The sequence below is a fragment of the Delftia tsuruhatensis NBRC 16741 genome, assembly GCF_001571325.1.
Lineage (GTDB): Bacteria > Pseudomonadota > Gammaproteobacteria > Burkholderiales > Burkholderiaceae_C > Comamonas > Comamonas tsuruhatensis.
In genome coordinates this window covers 1-15,996 of record NZ_BCTO01000064.1, presented here as the reverse complement: position 1 = coordinate 15,996, position 15,996 = coordinate 1, and the positions used below count along the sequence as shown (strand labels likewise).

Sequence of the window (15,996 nt, the reverse complement as noted above, 5' to 3'; positions counted from 1 at the left end):
AGAGCATAGCCATCTACGGCACAGGCTGCATGCCATGGTGCCAACATATAATTAGCTGCCATACAATATGCCAGCATCACACCCGGCGCACAGCGCCTCAACCCCAGGAAACACCATGTCCCACTATCTGGTCGAGCTCTATTCCCCCAACCCCGCCTGGCTGGCCCTGCCCGCCGCGCAGCGCCAGCAGTTTCTGGACGCGGTTGCCAGCGCCATGGGCGGGCTGGCTGCCATGGGCGTGCAGGTGCTGGCCCTGGCCGAGACCGAGCGCGGCCTGGACCAGGCCAGCCCGCACCGCTTCCTGGGCATCTGGCGCTTTCCCGATACCGCCGCGCGCGATGCCCTGCTGGCGGGCATCAAGGCCAGCGGCTGGTACGGCTACTTCGACCATGTGAACGCGGCCAGCGGCACCGGTGGCCTGGAAAGCCATCTGAAGGCGCTGGCCGAGGTCTGAGGCGGACGGGCGATGGGTGATGAATGGGTGCAGGATGGATGCTGCAGCGCCGGCGCTACGGCTGAATCGGGCAGCCCAGACGCTTGAGCGTCTCGTCGATCCATGGCGCGCTGTAGGTACCGGCAGCGATGTCGGCCACCATCTTGGCCTCAACCATCTGTTTTCCATGTGCTGCATCCAGCAGGGCCTGCGCTTGCGCATAGGGTACGCACAGCAAGCCGTCGTCATCGCCAATCATGAGGTCGCCGGGCTCGATCACCATGCCATCGATGGCGATAGGCACATTGATTTCGCCCGGGCCATCCTTGTAGGGTCCGCGGTGCGTGACGCCCGCGGCGAATACCGGGAAGCTGCCAGCACGAATCCATGCCGCGTCGCGGATCGCGCCGTTGATCACGATCCCGCCCAGCTGGCGACGCATGGCGTCTCCGACCATGATTTCTCCGATGAGTGCGTTGGTGAGGTCGCCGCCCGCATCCACCACGATCACGTCACCTGGGCTGGCCAGTTGAAGTGCCTTGTGGAGCATGAGGTTGTCGCCCGGGCGGGTCTTGATGGTCAACGCGGGGCCGGCCATGCGCCCGCCGCCGTGCATGGGGCGCAGCCGCGCGCCGCCAGCCGTCATGCGGGCCATGCAGTCGCTGACGTTGGCGACAGGCACGTCGAGATAGCGCCTGGCAATATCCAGGCTGACAGCGCGTTGCCGCTTCAGAATTTGAAGACCGATCATGGTGTGGTGCTCAGAGTGGATGGAATGAAAGCCGTGCCGCTCAATCGAGCGTGGTGCCAGAGCTCTTGACGATGGGTGCCAGGCGTGCGCGGTCGCTGGCGTAGAGCCTGGCCATGTCCTGCGGTGTGCCGGTGATGAGTTCGGCGCCGGAGTCGGCGATCTTCCTGGCCGTGTCGGGTGCGTTCACCACCTTGTTGATGGCTTCGTTGAGCTGCCTGACGATGGCGTCGGAGGTGCCGGCCGGGGCCATCACGCCCCACACGCTGGCCAGCTCCACGCCCTTGATGCCGGATTCGGTGTAGGTCGGCACGTCGGGCAGCAGCTTGGAGCGGCTCGCGGTGGTCACGCCGATGGCGCGCACCTTGCCCGACTGGATGTGCGACAGCAGCGTGGGGATGGAGCCCATGTACATGTCGATGCGCCCGCCCAGCAGGTCGGGCATGGCCTGCGCCATGCCGCGAAACGGCACGTGGGTGAACTTCACATTCGAGCTTTTCTGCCAGGCCTCGCTGATGAGGTGCGAAATGGTGCCGGTGCCCGGCGTGGCAAAGCTCAGGCGCCCGGGCTCCTTCTTCGCCGCCTGAATGATGTCGTCCAGGGACTTGTACGGCGAATCGGCATTCACCACGAGCACGGCCGGGCCGGCTGCGACCAGGGCCACGGCGCGCAGGTCCTTGTCGGGGTTGTAGGTGAGCTTGGAGTACAGCAGAGGGTTGAGCACCACGTTGTCGGTCTGCGCCATCACCAGGGTCAGGCCGTCGGCGGGGGCCTTGGCCACCTGGTCCAGAGCCAGGTTGCCACCGGCACCGGGCTTGTTCTCCACCACGATGGCCCACCCATGGGCCTCGGTGAGCTTGGTGCCGACCAGCCGCGTGAGGTTGTCGGTGCCGCCACCGGCCGGAAAGGGCACGATGAACCTGATGGGTCGCTGCGGATAGGTGCCCTGGGCATGGGCCGGGGCCACGGCGGCAGCGGTCAGTGCCAGCAGGCCGGCGAGGGCCAGGCGGCGTCGGGTCGGGGTCGTCATTGCGGATGTCTCCTTTGGTGGTGTCGGTTGGCGCAGGGGTACGTTGATCAGGGGCGGCTGGCGAGCACGTGGCGGCCCAGCCAATCGATGGCCTCGTCGGTGGAGGTGCCGGTGAAGGGCTGCGCCGCATGCGCCCGGGCCGTGTCGGCGAACAGCGCCTCGACGGCGGTCAAGGCGATGGGCGCCAGGCCGTTGCGGGCCATCTGCTGCCGGGCCTCGGCCACCTCGTTGCGGCGGCGTGCGGAATGCGGGATGTGCGTGCGCACCATGGACTCCATCAGCGTGCGCAGCGGTGTCTCGTCGATGTCCTGCAGCACGGCATGCAGCTGCTCGCGCAGGCCCATCTGCTGGGCCGTCACCAGGCACTCCACGGCCAGCGCCTCGGCCCCCTTGGTGTAGATGCTGCGCAGGAGCTTGAGCGCGGCGGCATCGCCCGGCTGCCCGCCCACCACGCGAACGGAGCCGCCAAGGGGCAAGAACAATTCCTGTACAAAACCGGCCTTGCCACCGGCCACGAGCAGCGGCGTCTTGCTGCCGCCCAGGTTGACCGCGCCGGTGATGGCCACGTCCACGAAGTGCACCGCCCTGCCCTGGGCGACGCGCCGGGCCAGCTCGCCGCATTCGCGCATCTCCTGCGGGTCGGCCGTGGTCATGTCCACATAGACCACGCCATCGCGCAGATGGGGCAGGCAGGCCTCGAACAGGCTGCGCGCCACGGTGCCGAACACGGCGCTCACCACCACGTCGGCCTCGGCCAGCCAGGCGCCGGGCGCGGCATGCACCTGCGCGCCAGCGGCCTGCACGGCGTCGGCCACCGCAGCGTTGGGCTGCAGCTCGCACAGGCCCACCAGGCTGTGCCCCTGCTCCAAAAAGGCCTGCATGTAGCAGGCGCCGACCATTCCACCACCCAGTATTGCGAACTTCATAAAAATACAAATTTAAAACATTCATCGCAGTCTACGGAGCACAGCTCCTTTTTCTTCCTAGAGATTTCCCGTAGAACTTCGAATATTTGTACTTGTTTTGTATTTTTCGGAATGAAACGAAGCGCAACGGGCACCTCCGCCGTCACCTAGAATCGGCGCACCACTCCCATCCACTTGGTGCAAACACAGTGCAAAACGTGAAAGACAAGGCGTACGAGGTTCTGCGGCAGCGGCTCATCGGCGGCCACTACCGACCCGGCGAACAGCTCAAGGAGGAGCCCATTGCCCGCGACCTGGGACTGAGCCGCACGCCGGTGCGCAATGCGCTGCACCGCCTGGTGGAAGATGGCCTGGCCACCGATGGCGCGGGCCAGGGTATCCGCGTGTCGGAGTGGAGCGACTGGGATGTGGAGGAGACCTTCCAGCTGCGCATGCTGCTGGAGCCGTACGCCTCGTTCCTCGCGGCCACGCGCGGCGGCGAGGGGCTGGCCGATGAGCTGGAGGCCAGCAACCAGCGCATGGAGGCCGGCATTGCCGCTGGCCACGACGGCATTGGCGAGGTGCAGTCAGCCAACCGGGATTTTCACCACGCGCTGATCGAGGCATCGGGCTCGCCGCGCCTCAAGACCATGCTGGCGACGATGATCGACATGCCGATCATCAAGCGGTCGTTCTACATCTACACGCCCGAAGAGCTGGTGCAAAGCCTGCACCACCACCGCGACCTGGTGATCGCCATACGTGCCAGGGATGGGGAGCTGGCACGCCAGGTGATGCAGCTGCACCTGCGCATGTCCTACCACCGGTTCATGAAGCATCGAGGGGAATACCGCGCGGATGCATGAGCGGTGTCATGACCGGGGCTGAACCCTTTGCGCTGCCCCTACCCGGTACAGCCGCGGCAGCCAGACAAAGGCGATGAGGACCAGCACAACGCCCGCCAGCGCCATGGGCAGCACCATCGGCCAGGCACCGTGGCGCATCGTCGGATCGACAAATTGCGCCGCCAGCTGGCCGGCGCAGAAAGCCACGCACATGATCGCGAAGCCCGAACACGACACGGCCCGCCCGGCCAGCTGCGGCGGCAGGCCCCCCACCGCGCCCGCCTGGCCGCAAGGCTGGTGCAGGCCATGGCCCAGTGCATACACCGCGTGCCCCAGCAGCAGTGGAAAGGGCGAGGCCGGCGCCAGCACGCAGCCGGCGATCTGGATGCACGGCCCCAGCAGACTGAGCGAAGCGCCCAGCTGCACCGTGCGCACCGGCCCGTGGCGCGACAGCAGGCGCCGGCACCATGTGATGCCGAGGATGTAGACCAGCGAGCCGCCCGCTGGAATCCAGCCGTAGAGCACGGGCGACAGGCCGAACAGGTCGACGTACACCATCGGCGACAGCAGCAAAAAGCAGAAGATGCCGCCGTAGGTGGTTGCGGCCAGCGCCGTCCAGGCGCAAAAGCCGGGGTCGGCGATCACCTGGCGCACACCGCCAGCGGATACGGATACGGGTACGGATGCGAGGACCGGGGCAGACTCCGCTGGCACTTGCCGCGTCTCGCTGAAAGTGCGCCAGCACAGTGCCAGCAAAGCCAGCGAGTAGACGCCCATCGCCACCAGCACCCAGCGCCAGCCGGTGGCCTGGACGCCCCATGCACCGGCAATCGGCGCCACCAGGGCCACCAGCCCCAGGCCCATCAGGCCGCGGGCCATGATGCGCGGCCCTTCATGGGCCGGATACAGGTCGCGCACCGCAGCCCGTGCGCACACCAGGATGGCCGCCATGGCCGCGCCCTGCACGGCGCGCCAGGCCACCAGTGCGTCCGCGCTGCCCGCCAGCGCACAGCCTGCCGCCGCTGCCGTGTAGCAGGCCAAACCCGTCAGCAGAACGGGCCGGCGCCCGAAGCGGTCGGCCAGCGGTCCGCACACCAGCTGGGCGACACCGAAGGCCAGCATGAACACGGTCAGGCTGCTGCTGGCCGAGCCCAGGTCGCGCGCGATCTCGGGCAACGCCGGCAGATAGCCATCGGTGGCGACCGGCTGCGCGGCCAGCAGCAGCGGCAGCAGCAGCAGGAGGAAGGAAGCGGTGCGGCGCGGGCCGGGATCAGCGAAGTTCATCTCAATGAAGCCTGGTCACGGCATGCCGCGCGTCGAGCGAGGCAGTTCCAAGGGAGATACATGGCCAGTTGCGCGCCAGGCATCCTATGCGACGGCGGACAGCGCGGCCCGCAGGCCCAGCAGGTAGCTGTCCGCGCCGAAGCCGCAGATCTGGCCCCGGACGATGTCGGCAAACACCGAGTGGTGGCGGAAGGGCTCGCGCGCGTGGATGTTGCTCATGTGGATCTCCACCACGGGCACGGTGAGCATGGCCAGCGCGTCGCGGATGCCGTAGCTGTAGTGCGTCCAGGCACCGGCGTTGATGAGCACGCCATCGACGCCGTCCCGAAAGCCCTGGTGGATGCGATCGCACATGGCGCCTTCGCAATTGGTCTGGAAGCTGTCCACCTCGCAGCCCAGCTGGCTGCCCAGGCTGCGCAGCGAGGCGTCGATCTCGGCCAGCGTGACCGTGCCGTATTGGGCAGGGTCGCGCTGGCCGAACATGTTGTGGTTGATGCCGTGCAGCATCAGGATGGTCTTCATGGGGTGTCCTCGATTCAGGGATTCGTTCATGCCACCGGGGTCTCGACGGCGGCACCGGTACGCGCCGCCTCTGCAATGGCCTCGGTGATCTGCAGGTTGCGCAGGCCGTCGTGCACGCTGACCAGCGGCTCAGCCTGCCCGCGCGCCACCTGGGCGAAGTGGGCCATCTGGCGCACCAACGGGTCCGAGCGCTCCACGGCGGCCACATCCAGGTCGAAGGGCTCATTCCAGGAGCGCTGGCCGGCCGATGCATAGGTCTTAAGCCGCATGCTCGGTATGGCCAGCGAGCCGAAGGTGCCCGCCACCAGGTAGCAGTCTTCGTCCTCATAGCTGGCATAGGCCTTGTTCTCCTGCGAGGTCTGCTCCCAGCTGCGCGCGCTGGCGGCCGTGTCCGAAAGCACAAAGCTGCCCAGCGCACCGCTGGCAAAGCGCAGGTTGATGGCCACCGTGTCTTCCACGGCAAAACCGCGCGTGGCATGCGAGGCGAAGGCCTGCACGGCCACGATGTCGCCGCACAGCATGCGCAGGTTGTGGACCTCGTGGATCATGTTGAGCAGGATGGGGCCGCCACCGGCCTCACGGCGCCAGGAGCCTTCCTCGAAATAGGCGTCCGGCTTGTAGAACAGGGCCGCGCCGGTCACGGCCACCAGGCGGCCCAGCCGCCCCTGGGCGATGAGGGCTGCGGCCCGCGCCATGATCGGGCTGTGGGCGCGGTGGTGGCCCACCAGCACCCGGGCGCCGCTGCGCTCGGCCAGCGCGGCCAGCCGCTGGGCCTCGGCCACGGTGGCGGTCACGGGTTTTTCCAGCAGTATGGGCAGGCGCGCATGCATGCACTGGGCCGCCTGCGGGGCATGCAGTCGGTTGGGCGTGGCCAGCACCACGGCGTCGGGCCTGTCATGGGCGATCAGCTCGCCCAGGTCGCGCCACAGCGGCACCCCGGCCCTTTGGGCAAGCTCCCGGGCTGCCGGCGCCGGGTCCACGATGGCGGACAGGCGGCAATCCGCCTGGGCCCCGATGGCGGCGATATGCGCCTGGCCGATCGCGCCGGCGCCGGCCACGGCAATGCGAAGCGGGTGCAGCTGTGCCATGGCATGCCCCCTCAGAAGCGGTGCAGCACGCCCAGCTGCACGCCCTTGATGGTGCGGCCGTTGACGTCGTCGGCCGATGTGAAGTTGGGCTTCATGCCGCCGGAGGCCGCCAGCCGGAAGCCCGCGTTGCGGTCGTTCTTCAACTGCTCGGCCACCGCGTAGAGCATGGTGCGCCTGGACAGGTCGTAGTAGGCCGCGATGGCCCCGCCCGATGCGCCGCGCCCGCTGTCCGAGCCATCCTGTATGCGGCCCCACAGTGCGCCCACGCGCAGCTGCGGCGCCACGCGGTAGTCTGCCGACAGCTGCCAGACGCGGTAGAAGCGGCGCACATCGGCATTCGTGCCCGCCACCAGCCCGCCCACATTGCCCAGCACCGTGCCCGTGTTGTTGCCCGCCGAGCCCGCCGTGCTGTTGTTGGACCGCACAAAGGCCAGCTGGACCTTGCCCTTGCCGTAGTCGTAGTTGGCGTAGAGGTTGTCGTAGCGGACCGCGTCGGTATAGGCCGCGCTCTGCGGCGCACGCGCATACAGGCCTGCATAGCCCACGCGGTAGGGGCCGTTCAGGTAGTCCAGGCCCAGCTGGTAGATGGCCTGGCGCGCTGGAGCACCGGTCTCGGCCATGGCGTAGTGGGCCTCGAACAGGAAGCCGGCCACGCGCGGCGAGGTGTAGGAGATGTCGTTGTCGAAGCGCGAGGGCACGCCGAAGTTGTTGACCATCGATCCCAAGGTGCGCGAGGTGAAGTCGATGTAGTCGCCGCGCCCGAAGATCACGGTGTTCTGCCGGCCCAGCCGCACCTCGCCCCAGCCGCCGCCCAGGCCCACCCAGCTTTGGCGGTCGAAGCCGCGCGTGCTGTCGGCCTGCGTGCCGTTGTCGGCGTTGATGCCCATCTCCAGCTGGAACTTCGCGTACAGGCCGCCACCCAGGTCTTCCTGACCGCGAAAGCCCAGGCGGCTGCGCAGCAGGGCACCGTCCTCCAGCGTGGTCATGGATGCGCCCGAGCTGCTGCGCATGTGGTTGATGTACTGGTCCACGCTGCCGTAGATGGTGACGGAGGACTGGGCTTGGGCGCCCGCTCCCCAGGCGCCCAGCACGGTGGCCAGGGCCAGGATGCGAAGGGCCCCGCGCTGCGGCACTCGCGGTGTCTGGTGCATTTGCTGTTGCATGGTCTTGTCTCCTTCTCTGTGAAAAATGCTTTTTCGGGCGTGGCTGCGCCCTGCCCCGGACGCATCCAGGGCCGGTTGTCTGTCGGCTGGATCAGTAGGAGATGTGGGCGGTGGCGCGCAGCTCGTCGGGCGTGGCGCTGCCGAAGCCGAAGAATTCGAGGTAGGCGGGAATCATCTCGAACAGCATGTCCGTGCCCACCTGGAAGTCGCAGCCCTTGTCGCGCACGGCGCGCAGCAGCGGCGTGAACTCGGACTTCATCACCACCTCGCCCACAAAGGTGGCGGGCGCGATGCGCTGCACATCGAACGGCAGCGGGTCATCGTCCTTCATGCCCAGCGGCGTGGCGTTGACGACCACGTCAAAGCCCCGCGGGTCCCTGGAGCCCGTGCCCACCTTCATCCTCGGGTAGTAGGCAGCGAGCCGACCGGCCAGGGCCTGCGCGCTCTCGTCCCGCGTGTCGAACAGCATCAGCTCGCCCACGCCGGCCGCCGCCAGCGAGGCGGCAATCGCCGAGCCCACGCCACCCGCCCCGGAAATCAGCACCCGCGCGCCCTGCAGCTGCCGCCCCTTGCGCAGCACGCCGCGCACAAAGCCTGCGCCGTCGAACTGGTCGCCCAGCAGCGAGCCATCCTCGCGCCGCAGCACGGCATTGCAGGCGCCTGCAATGTGCACGGCGGGCGTGACCTCGTGCACCAGGTCCACCACGGACACCTTGTGCGGCATGGTGATCAGCGCGCCGCGCAGGTTGGTGAAACGCATGATGGCGGCAAAGTCGCCGGCGAAATGCGCCGCCTTCACGCCCATGGGCACGACGCAGGCGTCTATGCCCCGGCCGTCGAACCATGGGTTGTAGATCATGGGCGACTTGAAGGTCTCGGTCGGGTCGCCGATGTGGGCGATGAGGGTGGTTTTTCCGGAAATCATTTCCTGGGGCCTTAGGATGCCTTGGGTTGCAGGATTCAGCGGCCGGACTGGGCCAGGGCCTGGTTGCGCAGGCGGTCGTACTCGGCAGCTGCCACGGGCTGCGCACCGGCCTCGCCCAGGTCTTCCATGCGCACGCGGTAGGTCTCGCGGGCGCTCCACGCGGCCAGGGCGGCCACCACGGTGATGCCGAAGGCGATCAGGCCCACGGTCAGCCAGATGTTGTGCGCACCCGGAGGCGCCACGGCCGTGAACAGCGCGGGCAGCATGGCGGTGATGGCCGTGCCCACGTTCTGCGAGATGGCCATGGCCGAGACACGGGTGCGGGTGGGGAACAGCTCGGGGTAGAAGCTGGGGAACACCGCGTTGTAGCCCTGGTAGACCACGCCCCACATCAGGATGGACATGGCGAAGGCCAGCGGCATGTTGCGTTCGCTGATGGCGTAGAGGTAGCCGATGGCCAGCAGGCCCGACAGCAGCGCGCCGAAGATGATGGGCGGGCGCCGGCCGATGCGGTCGGACAGGTTGCCCACCATGGGGATCACCAGCACCGCGACGATGTTGCCCACCACGGGAATCCACAGGTACATGTCCTTGGCGAAGCCGATGCCGTAGGCGGGCTGCACGGCGTAGGCCGCGCCGAAGATGGTGGCCACCACCGGGATCACGTTCATCAGCGCCATGCAGACCACGCGCAGCATGTCGGGCGAATGGTGGCGGAAGGCCTCGACCACGGGCGAACGCGGACGCGCCTCGCTGCGGCCTGCGGCGGTGAAGGCCGGGGTCTCGTTGACCTCGCGGCGGATGATCCAGCCCGCGATGATGACGACGAAGCTCAGGATGAAGGGAATGCGCCAGCCCCAGCTGTTGAACTGCTCGGGAGGCATGTAGTGCGCCAGCGGCAGGAACACGGCCGCTGCCAGGATCTGGCCGGCCTGCACGCCCTGCAGCGTGAAGCTGGCGAAGAAGCCGCGCCGCCCGAACGGGGCATGCTCCAGGATCATGGAGCTGGCGCCCGAGATCTCGCCGGCCACCGCGAAGCCCTGTATCAGCCGCATCAGCACCAGCAGCGCGGGCGCCCACAGGCCGACCTGGTCATAGGTGGGCAGCAGGCCCACGGCGATGGTGGAAAAGCCCATCAGGAACATGCACCACACCAGCACCTGCTTGCGCCCGTGCGTGTCGCCCAGGTGGCCCAGCACGAAGGCGCCGATGGGCCGCGCCACATAGCCCACGCCATAGGTGGCCAGCGAGGCGATGATGGCAATCGCCGGATCACCCTGCGGAAAGAAGATCTGCGGAAAGATCAGCGCAGCCGCCGTGGCGTAGATGAAGAAGTCGTAGTACTCCAGGGCCGAGCCTATCCAGCCGCTGGTGGCGGCCTTGCGCGGCTGGTGCCCGGTGGGCTGTGTGTGTATCGGGGTTGCGCTCATGTGTTGTCTCCTCCATGTAGAAAAGGCCCCTGCCCGATGCTTGCGGCCAGGCCGGCGGGATGTAAAAAATGTAGTTCCCGCCTATGGATGCGCCCAAGCCAATTTCGAAAGGCATGTGCGCTGATCGCACCGCGCTGTTCGATAATCGCACGCACCCAGGGTTAATACGGAAAAATCAAAACCGTCATGACAACACCTTCCACCCTCGCCCAGCGCGACTGGATTGCCGGACTGGAACGCGGCGTATCGATCATCGAAGCCTTTGACGACGCCCACCCGCGCATGACGGCCGCCGAGGCTGGCCAGCGCACGGGCATGACGCGCACCGCCGCGCGGCGCTACCTGCTGACGCTGCAGCACATGGGCTACGTGGCGGGGGACGGCAAGCTGTTCTGGCTCACGCCGCGCGTGCTGCGGCTGGGGCAGTCGTACCTGGAGTCGGCGCGGCTGCCGCGCATCGTCCAGCCGTTCCTGCAGCGCGTGGCCGCCGGCACCCATGAAACCGCCTACCTGGCGGTGCTGGACGACGACGAGGTGGTCTACATCGCGCGCAACGGACCCAACCGCAACATGAACACCGGCTACGTGCTGGGCGCGCGCGTGCCGGCCCAGGTCACGGCGGCCGGCATGCTGATGCTGTCCATGCGCAGCGACGCCGAGCTGGAGCACTGGCTGGACAACCGCGCGCTGACGGTCTTCACCTCGCACACCATCACCTGCCCCGCCGAAATGCGCCGCGAGCTGGCCTTGATCCGCACCCAGGACTGGGCCCTGTGCGAGCAGCAGCTGAACCTGGACTCGCGCGGCATTGCCGTGCCGCTGCGCGACCGCCACGGCGCGCTGGCCGGCGCCCTCAACATCACCATGCCCATGGGCCGCGAAACCGGCAAGGACGCCGTGGCGCGCGTGCTGCCCATGCTGCGCGAGACGGCGCAGGCCATGCGGGATCTGATCTGATGGTGAACAACACGGCCATGGCGCAACTTCCTGGCCTGGACATGCATGGCGGCGACGACCATCTGCTGCAGCATCTGCAGGCACTGGAAGTGCGGCTGCACGATCCGCAGGTGCGATCGGACGCAGGCCAGCTGCAGGCGCTGCTGCATGAAGACTTCCTGGAATTCGGCCGATCGGGCGGCATGCACGACCGGGCCGCCACCGTGGACAGCCTGGCGGACGCCTTGCCAGCACAGGCCCCTGCCCGGCTGGTGTCAGGCGGCTTTGCGCTGGCGCGCCTGGGACCGGACAGCGCGCTGCTGACCTACCGCTCGGCCAGCGTGGCCGAGGATGGAACGGCCGGCCGGCATACGCTGCGCTCCTCGGTCTGGCTGCGCACGGCGCGGGGCTGGCAGATGCGCTTCCACCAGGGCACGCCCACGGCGCCATTCGACCTGGCCGCATCCATGCCATGAGCGGCCTGCGGCGTGTTCAGACGGTCTCGAACGCGTACTTTTCCGTATCCACCTCGCGCTGCGAGGCCACGGCATAGCGGTCGCCCTGGATGCGCTCGGGCTTGAAGAGGTCGTCCAGTTCAGCCAGCAGGGCCGCATCCAGGCGCACGGCGCCGCCGCGCAGGTCTTCGTGCAGGTGGTCCACGCTGGTGGTGCCCGGCAGGGCAATCACATGCTCGCCCTGGTGCAGCACCCAGGCGATGGCCAGCTCGGCCAGCGTGCAGTCGGCGCGCTCGGCAATGGACTGCATGGGCGCGAGCAGCTGCAGGTTCTTCGCATAGGCCTCGGGCGCAAAGCGCGGCATGGCGGCGCGGATATCGCCCTTGACCAGGCCCTGGACCTCCTGGAGCTTGCCGGTGAGGAAGGCGCGGCCCAGCGGGCTGAAGGCCACGTAGGCAATGCCCAGTTCCTTGCAGGCCTGCAGCGTGCCCAGCTCGGCATTGCGCGACCACAGCGAATACTCGCTTTGCAGCGCGGCGATGGGGAAGGTGGCATGGGCGCGGCGCAGCGCGTCGGCGCCGATCTCGGACAGGCCCAGGGCGCGCACCTTGCCCTCTTCCACCAGGCGCGACATCTCGCCCACCGATTCCTCGATGGGCACGCGGCGGTCCCAGCGGTGCAGGTAGTAGAGGTCGATGACATCGGTGCCCAGGCGCTGCAGGCTGTCTTCGCAATTGCGGCGCAGGGTCCTGGGGTGGCCATCGATCACGCGGCGCACCACGCCGTCGTCGCCGCGCACGCCGGCCATGCCGCATTTGCTGGCCAGGGTGATGTGGTTGCGGTGGGACTTGAGCACGGGGCCGACCAGGGATTCATTGGCGCCGAAGCCATACAGCGCCGCCGTGTCGAACAGCGTGACACCGGCGTCCAGCGCCGCATGCAGCACGGCCCTGCCCTGCTCGGGCGACGGCGGATGGCCATAGGCGTGGCTGAGGTTCATGCAGCCCAGGCCGACGGCGCTGACGGAGAAGGGACCCAGGTTTCGTGTGGACAGGTTGGTCATGGTGGCTCACAGGGAAAAGAAGAAAGGGAGCGGCCGGCGCTCCCTTGCAGTGCATTCGCACAACGATTTTGCCGTCAAACCGCAGCGCCCCGCACGCTCGTGCGCGCCCAGGCCGGCAGCGGCACGGGCCGGTGCAGCACGTCGTCGTTGAGCCACTGCGCGCTGCGGCGCGCGCGCTCGGCCACGGTGTCCAGCGGCAGTTGCTGGTAGTCGTCGTTGAAGACCTCGAAGCTGTAGTCGCCACGGTAGCCCAGGCGGTCCAGGCGCAGCACCAGGTCGGCCAGGCGCTCGCTGTGCACGCCCTCGCCCGGAAACACGCGGAAGGTGCGCGCCGTGGCCATGCGTTCCTCGAAGGTGGGCGCGTCATGCCACATGAAGTCGGACAGCTGCACCAGGAAGATCTTGTCGCGGTCGATCAGCTCCAGCGCATCCAGCGGCGTCTTGGCGGCCAGGATGTGGAAGGAGTCCAGGCCGATGCCCAGGTTGGACATGTCGGCGCGGCAGACCACGTCCCAGCTGGTGGTGAATTCGTTGACGTTGCGGCCCCAGGACAGGCCCTCGTAGGCGATCTTCACGCCCAGCGGAATGCCGAGCATGGCCAGCTTGCGCAGGTCGCGCGCAATCACGTCGAGATCGCCCGTGGCATGGCGCGAGGTGGACGAGCAGGCCAGCAGCACGGGGCTGCCGATCTCGGCGCACATCTCCAGCATGGATTTGGCGATGTCCACCTTGTAGTGGTGCAGGTGGTCGGACAGGCCCTCGAAGTCGCGCAGCACCTGAAAGCCCGTGGGCCGCAGGCCGCTGGCGCGCACGGCCGCCGCTGCCGCCTTGACGCCGCCGGGGTGGCCGGCCAGGTCGCGCGCGCTGAGCATGACCTGGGTGAAGCCCGCGCGCCGGATGGCGTCGAGCTTGGCCTCCAGTGAGCCATTCAGAGTGATGGTGTCCATGCCATAGCTGTCCAGCAAGCCCATGTTGCCCTCCAGGATCGTTGTGTGTATCGGCGGTTGAATCGGACGGCGGCGCGCCAGGCTTTGCGCTAGGCGTCGCGGTGCACCAGCTCGAACACCACGGTGCCCATGGCGTTGCGCGTGAGCGCGCCGCGGTCATCGGGGTGCAGGCGGCTCGATTCCACGAACTCCACGCCGCGCTGGCGCAAGGCCTGCACGGCAGCAGGCACGTCGGTGGTGCCCAGGCCGATGCGCTGCAGGCGCTCGGGCATGTCGTCCCACTCCAGGCCCGGATCGGGCTCGATGAGCTGCCACAGGAAGCGCTTGCAGGGGCTGCGCATGAGCTTGCCCTTGGGCAGGATGCCGAAGCGCTGCGCATCGGGCAGCAGGTGGAAGTCGAACATGCGTTCGAAGTAGGTGATCCAGTCGGCGCTGCGGCCACGCCCTATGTACTGGACCACGCCGAAATAGCCCAGGCCGGCCAGCGCCGGCGGATGGGGATCGGCCCCGGCAACGGGCTTGAAGTCGATGTCATAGATGGAGAACTCATGCCATCGATCGACAAAGTAGAAGCGGCTGCCACCCGGGCCGTGGATGGCCGGGATGTGCAGCTCCATCGCCTGGGCCTGGCTGGGCGCCGCCCAGGCTCCCAGCTCGATGCAGCGCGTATGCGCCTGCAGGGCATCCTGCACGCGCAGCGCCACGGCCGAGATGACGGGCTGCCCGTCGGACGCGGCATGGGCCAGCACATCGGCGGCGCCCGCATTGACCACCAGGTTCATGTCCCCCTGCCGGTACAGCGTCACCTCGCGCGAGCGGTGCCGCGCCACGGGGCGAAAACCCAGCCCCTCCAGCACCTGGCCCAGGGCCTGGGGCTGGCTGGTCGTGTACTCGATGAACTCTATGCCGTCGATCCCGAGGCGATTGGACGCCTCGGGCACGTCTTCCCGGCTGCTGGAGGAGGAATCGGTCATTGCGGTACTCCGGGTGGAAACATGATCGTCGTGCCACGCCCAAGTGGCATCGCTCTCCTACGATCAAATACGCGTAAAACTGGCGCGGCCCAACTCAGAGACACCGAGGAAGGGCCGCCCCGCACCGAGGGTGTCGTCCCCCTTTCAGGGGGAAGACGCGAAGAGGCTCAGGGGGTGAGCTGTTTTTCCAGATCGTGCAGGACCTGATAGCAGGGCAGGACCTGGGCCACGCTGGAATTGGGCTCGCGGCCTTCGCGGATGGCGGCGAAGAACTCGCGGTCCTGCAGCTCGATGCCGTTCATGGACACGTCGACCTTGGAAACGTCGATCTTCTCTTCCTTGCCGTTGACCAGGTCGTCATAGCGCGCGATGTAGGTGCCGGTGTCGCCGATGTAGCGGAAGAAGGTGCCCAGCGGGCCGTCGTTGTTGAACGACAGGCTCAGCGTGCAGATGGCGCCATTGGCGGCCTTGAGCTGGATGCTCATGTCCATGGCAATGCCCAGTTCCGGGTGGATGGGGCCTTGCACGGCGTTGGCCTTCACGATGGGGCTGCCGGCCTGGTAGGCGAACAGGTCCACGGTGTGGGCGGCGTGGTGCCACAGCAGGTGATCGGTCCAGCTGCGGGCCTGGCCCAGCGCGTTCATGTTGGTGCGGCGGAAGAAATAGGTCTGCACATCCATCTGCTGGATGTTGAACTCGCCGGCCGCGATCTTCTTGTGCACCCACTGGTGGCTGGGGTTGAAGCGGCGCGTGTGGCCGCACATGGCCACCAGGCCGGTCTGCTTTTGCAGATCGGCCACGGCCTGCGCGTCCTTGAGGCTGTCGGCCAGCGGGATCTCCACCTGCACATGCTTGCCGGCCTTCAGGCATTCGATGGCCTGGGCGGCGTGCATCTGCGTGGGCGTGCACAGGATGACGGCATCCACCTCGGGCAGGGCCAGGCTGTCGGCCAGCTCGGTGGTCACATGCTGGATGCCGTACTTGTCGGCCACTTCCTGGGTCTTGGCCAGCTCGCGGCCCACCAGGGAGACGACTTCCACGCCGTCGATGTTCTTGATGCCGTCCAGATGCTTGATGCCGAAGGCACCGGCGCCCGCCAGGGCGACTTTGATGGTCTTGTTGCTCATATGAGTCTCCGTAGAGCCGCCTCAAGGAGGCGAAGGCCCCCTCGGGGGGCAGTGAATACACGCAGTGATGAACGTGGGGGCCTCAGCCGTTCTCCAGGATGAGATGTCCCACGGCCGTATT

The 15,996-nt window shown here is 67.7% G+C and carries 17 protein-coding genes; 4 read left to right on the top strand and 13 right to left on the bottom strand.

Features of this window, described 5'->3' with window-relative positions:
* The first annotated feature begins 115 nt into the window (after nt 1-115).
* Complete coding sequence (locus DTS01S_RS25240; protein WP_017404661.1) at nt 116-454, top strand: DUF6616 family protein; 339 nt, start codon at nt 116-118, stop codon at nt 452-454.
* A gap of 55 nt (nt 455-509) precedes the next feature.
* On the opposite strand, the gene DTS01S_RS25235 is transcribed toward DTS01S_RS25240, so the two are convergent.
* The 3 genes from DTS01S_RS25235 to DTS01S_RS25225 are packed head-to-tail and all read right to left on the bottom strand — an operon-like array spanning nt 510 to nt 3,137.
* Nucleotides 510-1,184: an RraA family protein gene (locus tag DTS01S_RS25235; RefSeq protein WP_016451449.1), complete on the bottom strand. Its 675-nt coding sequence runs from the start codon at nt 1,182-1,184 to the stop codon at nt 510-512.
* A 40-nt stretch (nt 1,185-1,224) separates the two neighbouring features.
* Nucleotides 1,225-2,211, bottom strand: a complete 987-nt coding sequence (locus tag DTS01S_RS25230) for a Bug family tripartite tricarboxylate transporter substrate binding protein (RefSeq protein ID WP_061289450.1) — start codon at nt 2,209-2,211, stop codon at nt 1,225-1,227.
* A gap of 47 nt (nt 2,212-2,258) precedes the next feature.
* Nucleotides 2,259-3,137 (bottom strand): NAD(P)-dependent oxidoreductase, encoded by an 879-nt coding sequence (locus DTS01S_RS25225; protein ID WP_074931895.1) that lies wholly within the window; start codon nt 3,135-3,137, stop codon nt 2,259-2,261.
* 188 nt (nt 3,138-3,325) lie between these two features.
* Between DTS01S_RS25225 and DTS01S_RS25220 the strand changes: the two genes are divergently transcribed.
* Nucleotides 3,326-3,982: a GntR family transcriptional regulator gene (locus DTS01S_RS25220; protein WP_061289444.1), complete on the top strand. Its 657-nt coding sequence runs from the start codon at nt 3,326-3,328 to the stop codon at nt 3,980-3,982.
* Between the two features lie 6 nt (nt 3,983-3,988).
* Here the strand turns inward: DTS01S_RS25220 and DTS01S_RS25215 are convergent, their stop codons facing one another.
* From DTS01S_RS25215 to DTS01S_RS25190, 6 genes are all read right to left on the bottom strand, one after another.
* Nucleotides 3,989-5,245 carry an MFS transporter gene (locus DTS01S_RS25215; RefSeq protein ID WP_061289441.1) on the bottom strand — a complete coding sequence of 419 codons (1,257 nt, stop codon included), beginning with the start codon at nt 5,243-5,245 and terminating at the stop codon, nt 3,989-3,991.
* An 84-nt stretch (nt 5,246-5,329) separates the two neighbouring features.
* Nucleotides 5,330-5,767, bottom strand: coding sequence for a type II 3-dehydroquinate dehydratase (gene aroQ / locus DTS01S_RS25210; protein ID WP_061289438.1), 438 nt, complete (start codon nt 5,765-5,767; stop codon nt 5,330-5,332).
* A gap of 26 nt (nt 5,768-5,793) precedes the next feature.
* The gene (locus DTS01S_RS25205; protein WP_061289435.1) at nt 5,794-6,855 is read right to left on the bottom strand and encodes a Gfo/Idh/MocA family protein; all 1,062 of its coding nucleotides are present in this window, start codon (nt 6,853-6,855) and stop codon (nt 5,794-5,796) included.
* 11 nt (nt 6,856-6,866) lie between these two features.
* Nucleotides 6,867-8,018, bottom strand: a complete 1,152-nt coding sequence (locus DTS01S_RS25200) for a porin (protein WP_061289432.1) — start codon at nt 8,016-8,018, stop codon at nt 6,867-6,869.
* 91 nt (nt 8,019-8,109) lie between these two features.
* Entirely contained in the window at nt 8,110-8,943 is an 834-nt protein-coding gene (locus DTS01S_RS25195) for a shikimate dehydrogenase family protein (RefSeq protein WP_061289429.1), read from the bottom strand.
* Between the two features lie 35 nt (nt 8,944-8,978).
* Nucleotides 8,979-10,373 (bottom strand): MFS transporter, encoded by a 1,395-nt coding sequence (locus DTS01S_RS25190; RefSeq protein ID WP_016450424.1) that lies wholly within the window; start codon nt 10,371-10,373, stop codon nt 8,979-8,981.
* A gap of 186 nt (nt 10,374-10,559) precedes the next feature.
* Here DTS01S_RS25190 and DTS01S_RS25185 point away from each other — a divergent pair, with 186 nt between their 5' ends.
* Both DTS01S_RS25185 and DTS01S_RS25180 read left to right on the top strand, forming a co-directional pair.
* Entirely contained in the window at nt 10,560-11,330 is a 771-nt protein-coding gene (locus tag DTS01S_RS25185; RefSeq protein WP_012206241.1) for an IclR family transcriptional regulator domain-containing protein, read from the top strand.
* Nucleotides 11,331-11,347: 17 nt separating this feature from the next.
* A complete protein-coding gene (locus DTS01S_RS25180; protein WP_227740981.1) occupies nt 11,348-11,785 on the top strand; it encodes a nuclear transport factor 2 family protein in 438 nt (145 codons plus the stop codon).
* Nucleotides 11,786-11,801: 16 nt separating this feature from the next.
* On the opposite strand, the gene DTS01S_RS25175 is transcribed toward DTS01S_RS25180, so the two are convergent.
* The 4 genes from DTS01S_RS25175 to DTS01S_RS25160 all read right to left on the bottom strand — a co-directional run bounded on the left by DTS01S_RS25175 (nt 11,802) and on the right by DTS01S_RS25160 (nt 15,875).
* Nucleotides 11,802-12,827 carry an aldo/keto reductase gene (locus tag DTS01S_RS25175; RefSeq protein ID WP_016450426.1) on the bottom strand — a complete coding sequence of 342 codons (1,026 nt, stop codon included), beginning with the start codon at nt 12,825-12,827 and terminating at the stop codon, nt 11,802-11,804.
* Nucleotides 12,828-12,901: 74 nt separating this feature from the next.
* Complete coding sequence (locus DTS01S_RS25170) at nt 12,902-13,798, bottom strand: sugar phosphate isomerase/epimerase family protein (protein ID WP_061289426.1); 897 nt, start codon at nt 13,796-13,798, stop codon at nt 12,902-12,904.
* Between the two features lie 65 nt (nt 13,799-13,863).
* Nucleotides 13,864-14,748 (bottom strand): 4-hydroxyphenylpyruvate dioxygenase, encoded by an 885-nt coding sequence (locus tag DTS01S_RS25165; RefSeq protein WP_061289424.1) that lies wholly within the window; start codon nt 14,746-14,748, stop codon nt 13,864-13,866.
* A gap of 167 nt (nt 14,749-14,915) precedes the next feature.
* On the bottom strand, nt 14,916-15,875 hold the full coding sequence (locus tag DTS01S_RS25160) for a Gfo/Idh/MocA family oxidoreductase (protein ID WP_016450429.1): 960 nt from the start codon (nt 15,873-15,875) through the stop codon (nt 14,916-14,918).
* Nucleotides 15,876-15,996 lie beyond the last annotated feature (121 nt).

Coding starts and splice junctions, on each gene's coding strand:
- aroQ (WP_061289438.1), bottom strand. CDS start 5,767: ATGAAGACCATCCTGATGCTGCACGGCATCAACCACAACATGTTCGGC.
- DTS01S_RS25195 (WP_061289429.1), bottom strand. CDS start 8,943: ATGATTTCCGGAAAAACCACCCTCATCGCCCACATCGGCGACCCGACC.
- DTS01S_RS25190 (WP_016450424.1), bottom strand. CDS start 10,373: ATGAGCGCAACCCCGATACACACACAGCCCACCGGGCACCAGCCGCGC.
- DTS01S_RS25240 (WP_017404661.1), top strand. CDS start 116: ATGTCCCACTATCTGGTCGAGCTCTATTCCCCCAACCCCGCCTGGCTG.
- DTS01S_RS25170 (WP_061289426.1), bottom strand. CDS start 13,798: ATGGGCTTGCTGGACAGCTATGGCATGGACACCATCACTCTGAATGGC.
- DTS01S_RS25215 (WP_061289441.1), bottom strand. CDS start 5,245: ATGAACTTCGCTGATCCCGGCCCGCGCCGCACCGCTTCCTTCCTCCTG.
- DTS01S_RS25235 (WP_016451449.1), bottom strand. CDS start 1,184: ATGATCGGTCTTCAAATTCTGAAGCGGCAACGCGCTGTCAGCCTGGAT.
- DTS01S_RS25180 (WP_227740981.1), top strand. CDS start 11,348: ATGGCGCAACTTCCTGGCCTGGACATGCATGGCGGCGACGACCATCTG.
- DTS01S_RS25185 (WP_012206241.1), top strand. CDS start 10,560: ATGACAACACCTTCCACCCTCGCCCAGCGCGACTGGATTGCCGGACTG.
- DTS01S_RS25230 (WP_061289450.1), bottom strand. CDS start 2,211: ATGACGACCCCGACCCGACGCCGCCTGGCCCTCGCCGGCCTGCTGGCA.
- DTS01S_RS25205 (WP_061289435.1), bottom strand. CDS start 6,855: ATGGCACAGCTGCACCCGCTTCGCATTGCCGTGGCCGGCGCCGGCGCG.
- DTS01S_RS25225 (WP_074931895.1), bottom strand. CDS start 3,137: ATGAAGTTCGCAATACTGGGTGGTGGAATGGTCGGCGCCTGCTACATG.
- DTS01S_RS25175 (WP_016450426.1), bottom strand. CDS start 12,827: ATGACCAACCTGTCCACACGAAACCTGGGTCCCTTCTCCGTCAGCGCC.
- DTS01S_RS25165 (WP_061289424.1), bottom strand. CDS start 14,748: ATGACCGATTCCTCCTCCAGCAGCCGGGAAGACGTGCCCGAGGCGTCC.
- DTS01S_RS25160 (WP_016450429.1), bottom strand. CDS start 15,875: ATGAGCAACAAGACCATCAAAGTCGCCCTGGCGGGCGCCGGTGCCTTC.
- DTS01S_RS25200 (WP_061289432.1), bottom strand. CDS start 8,018: ATGCAACAGCAAATGCACCAGACACCGCGAGTGCCGCAGCGCGGGGCC.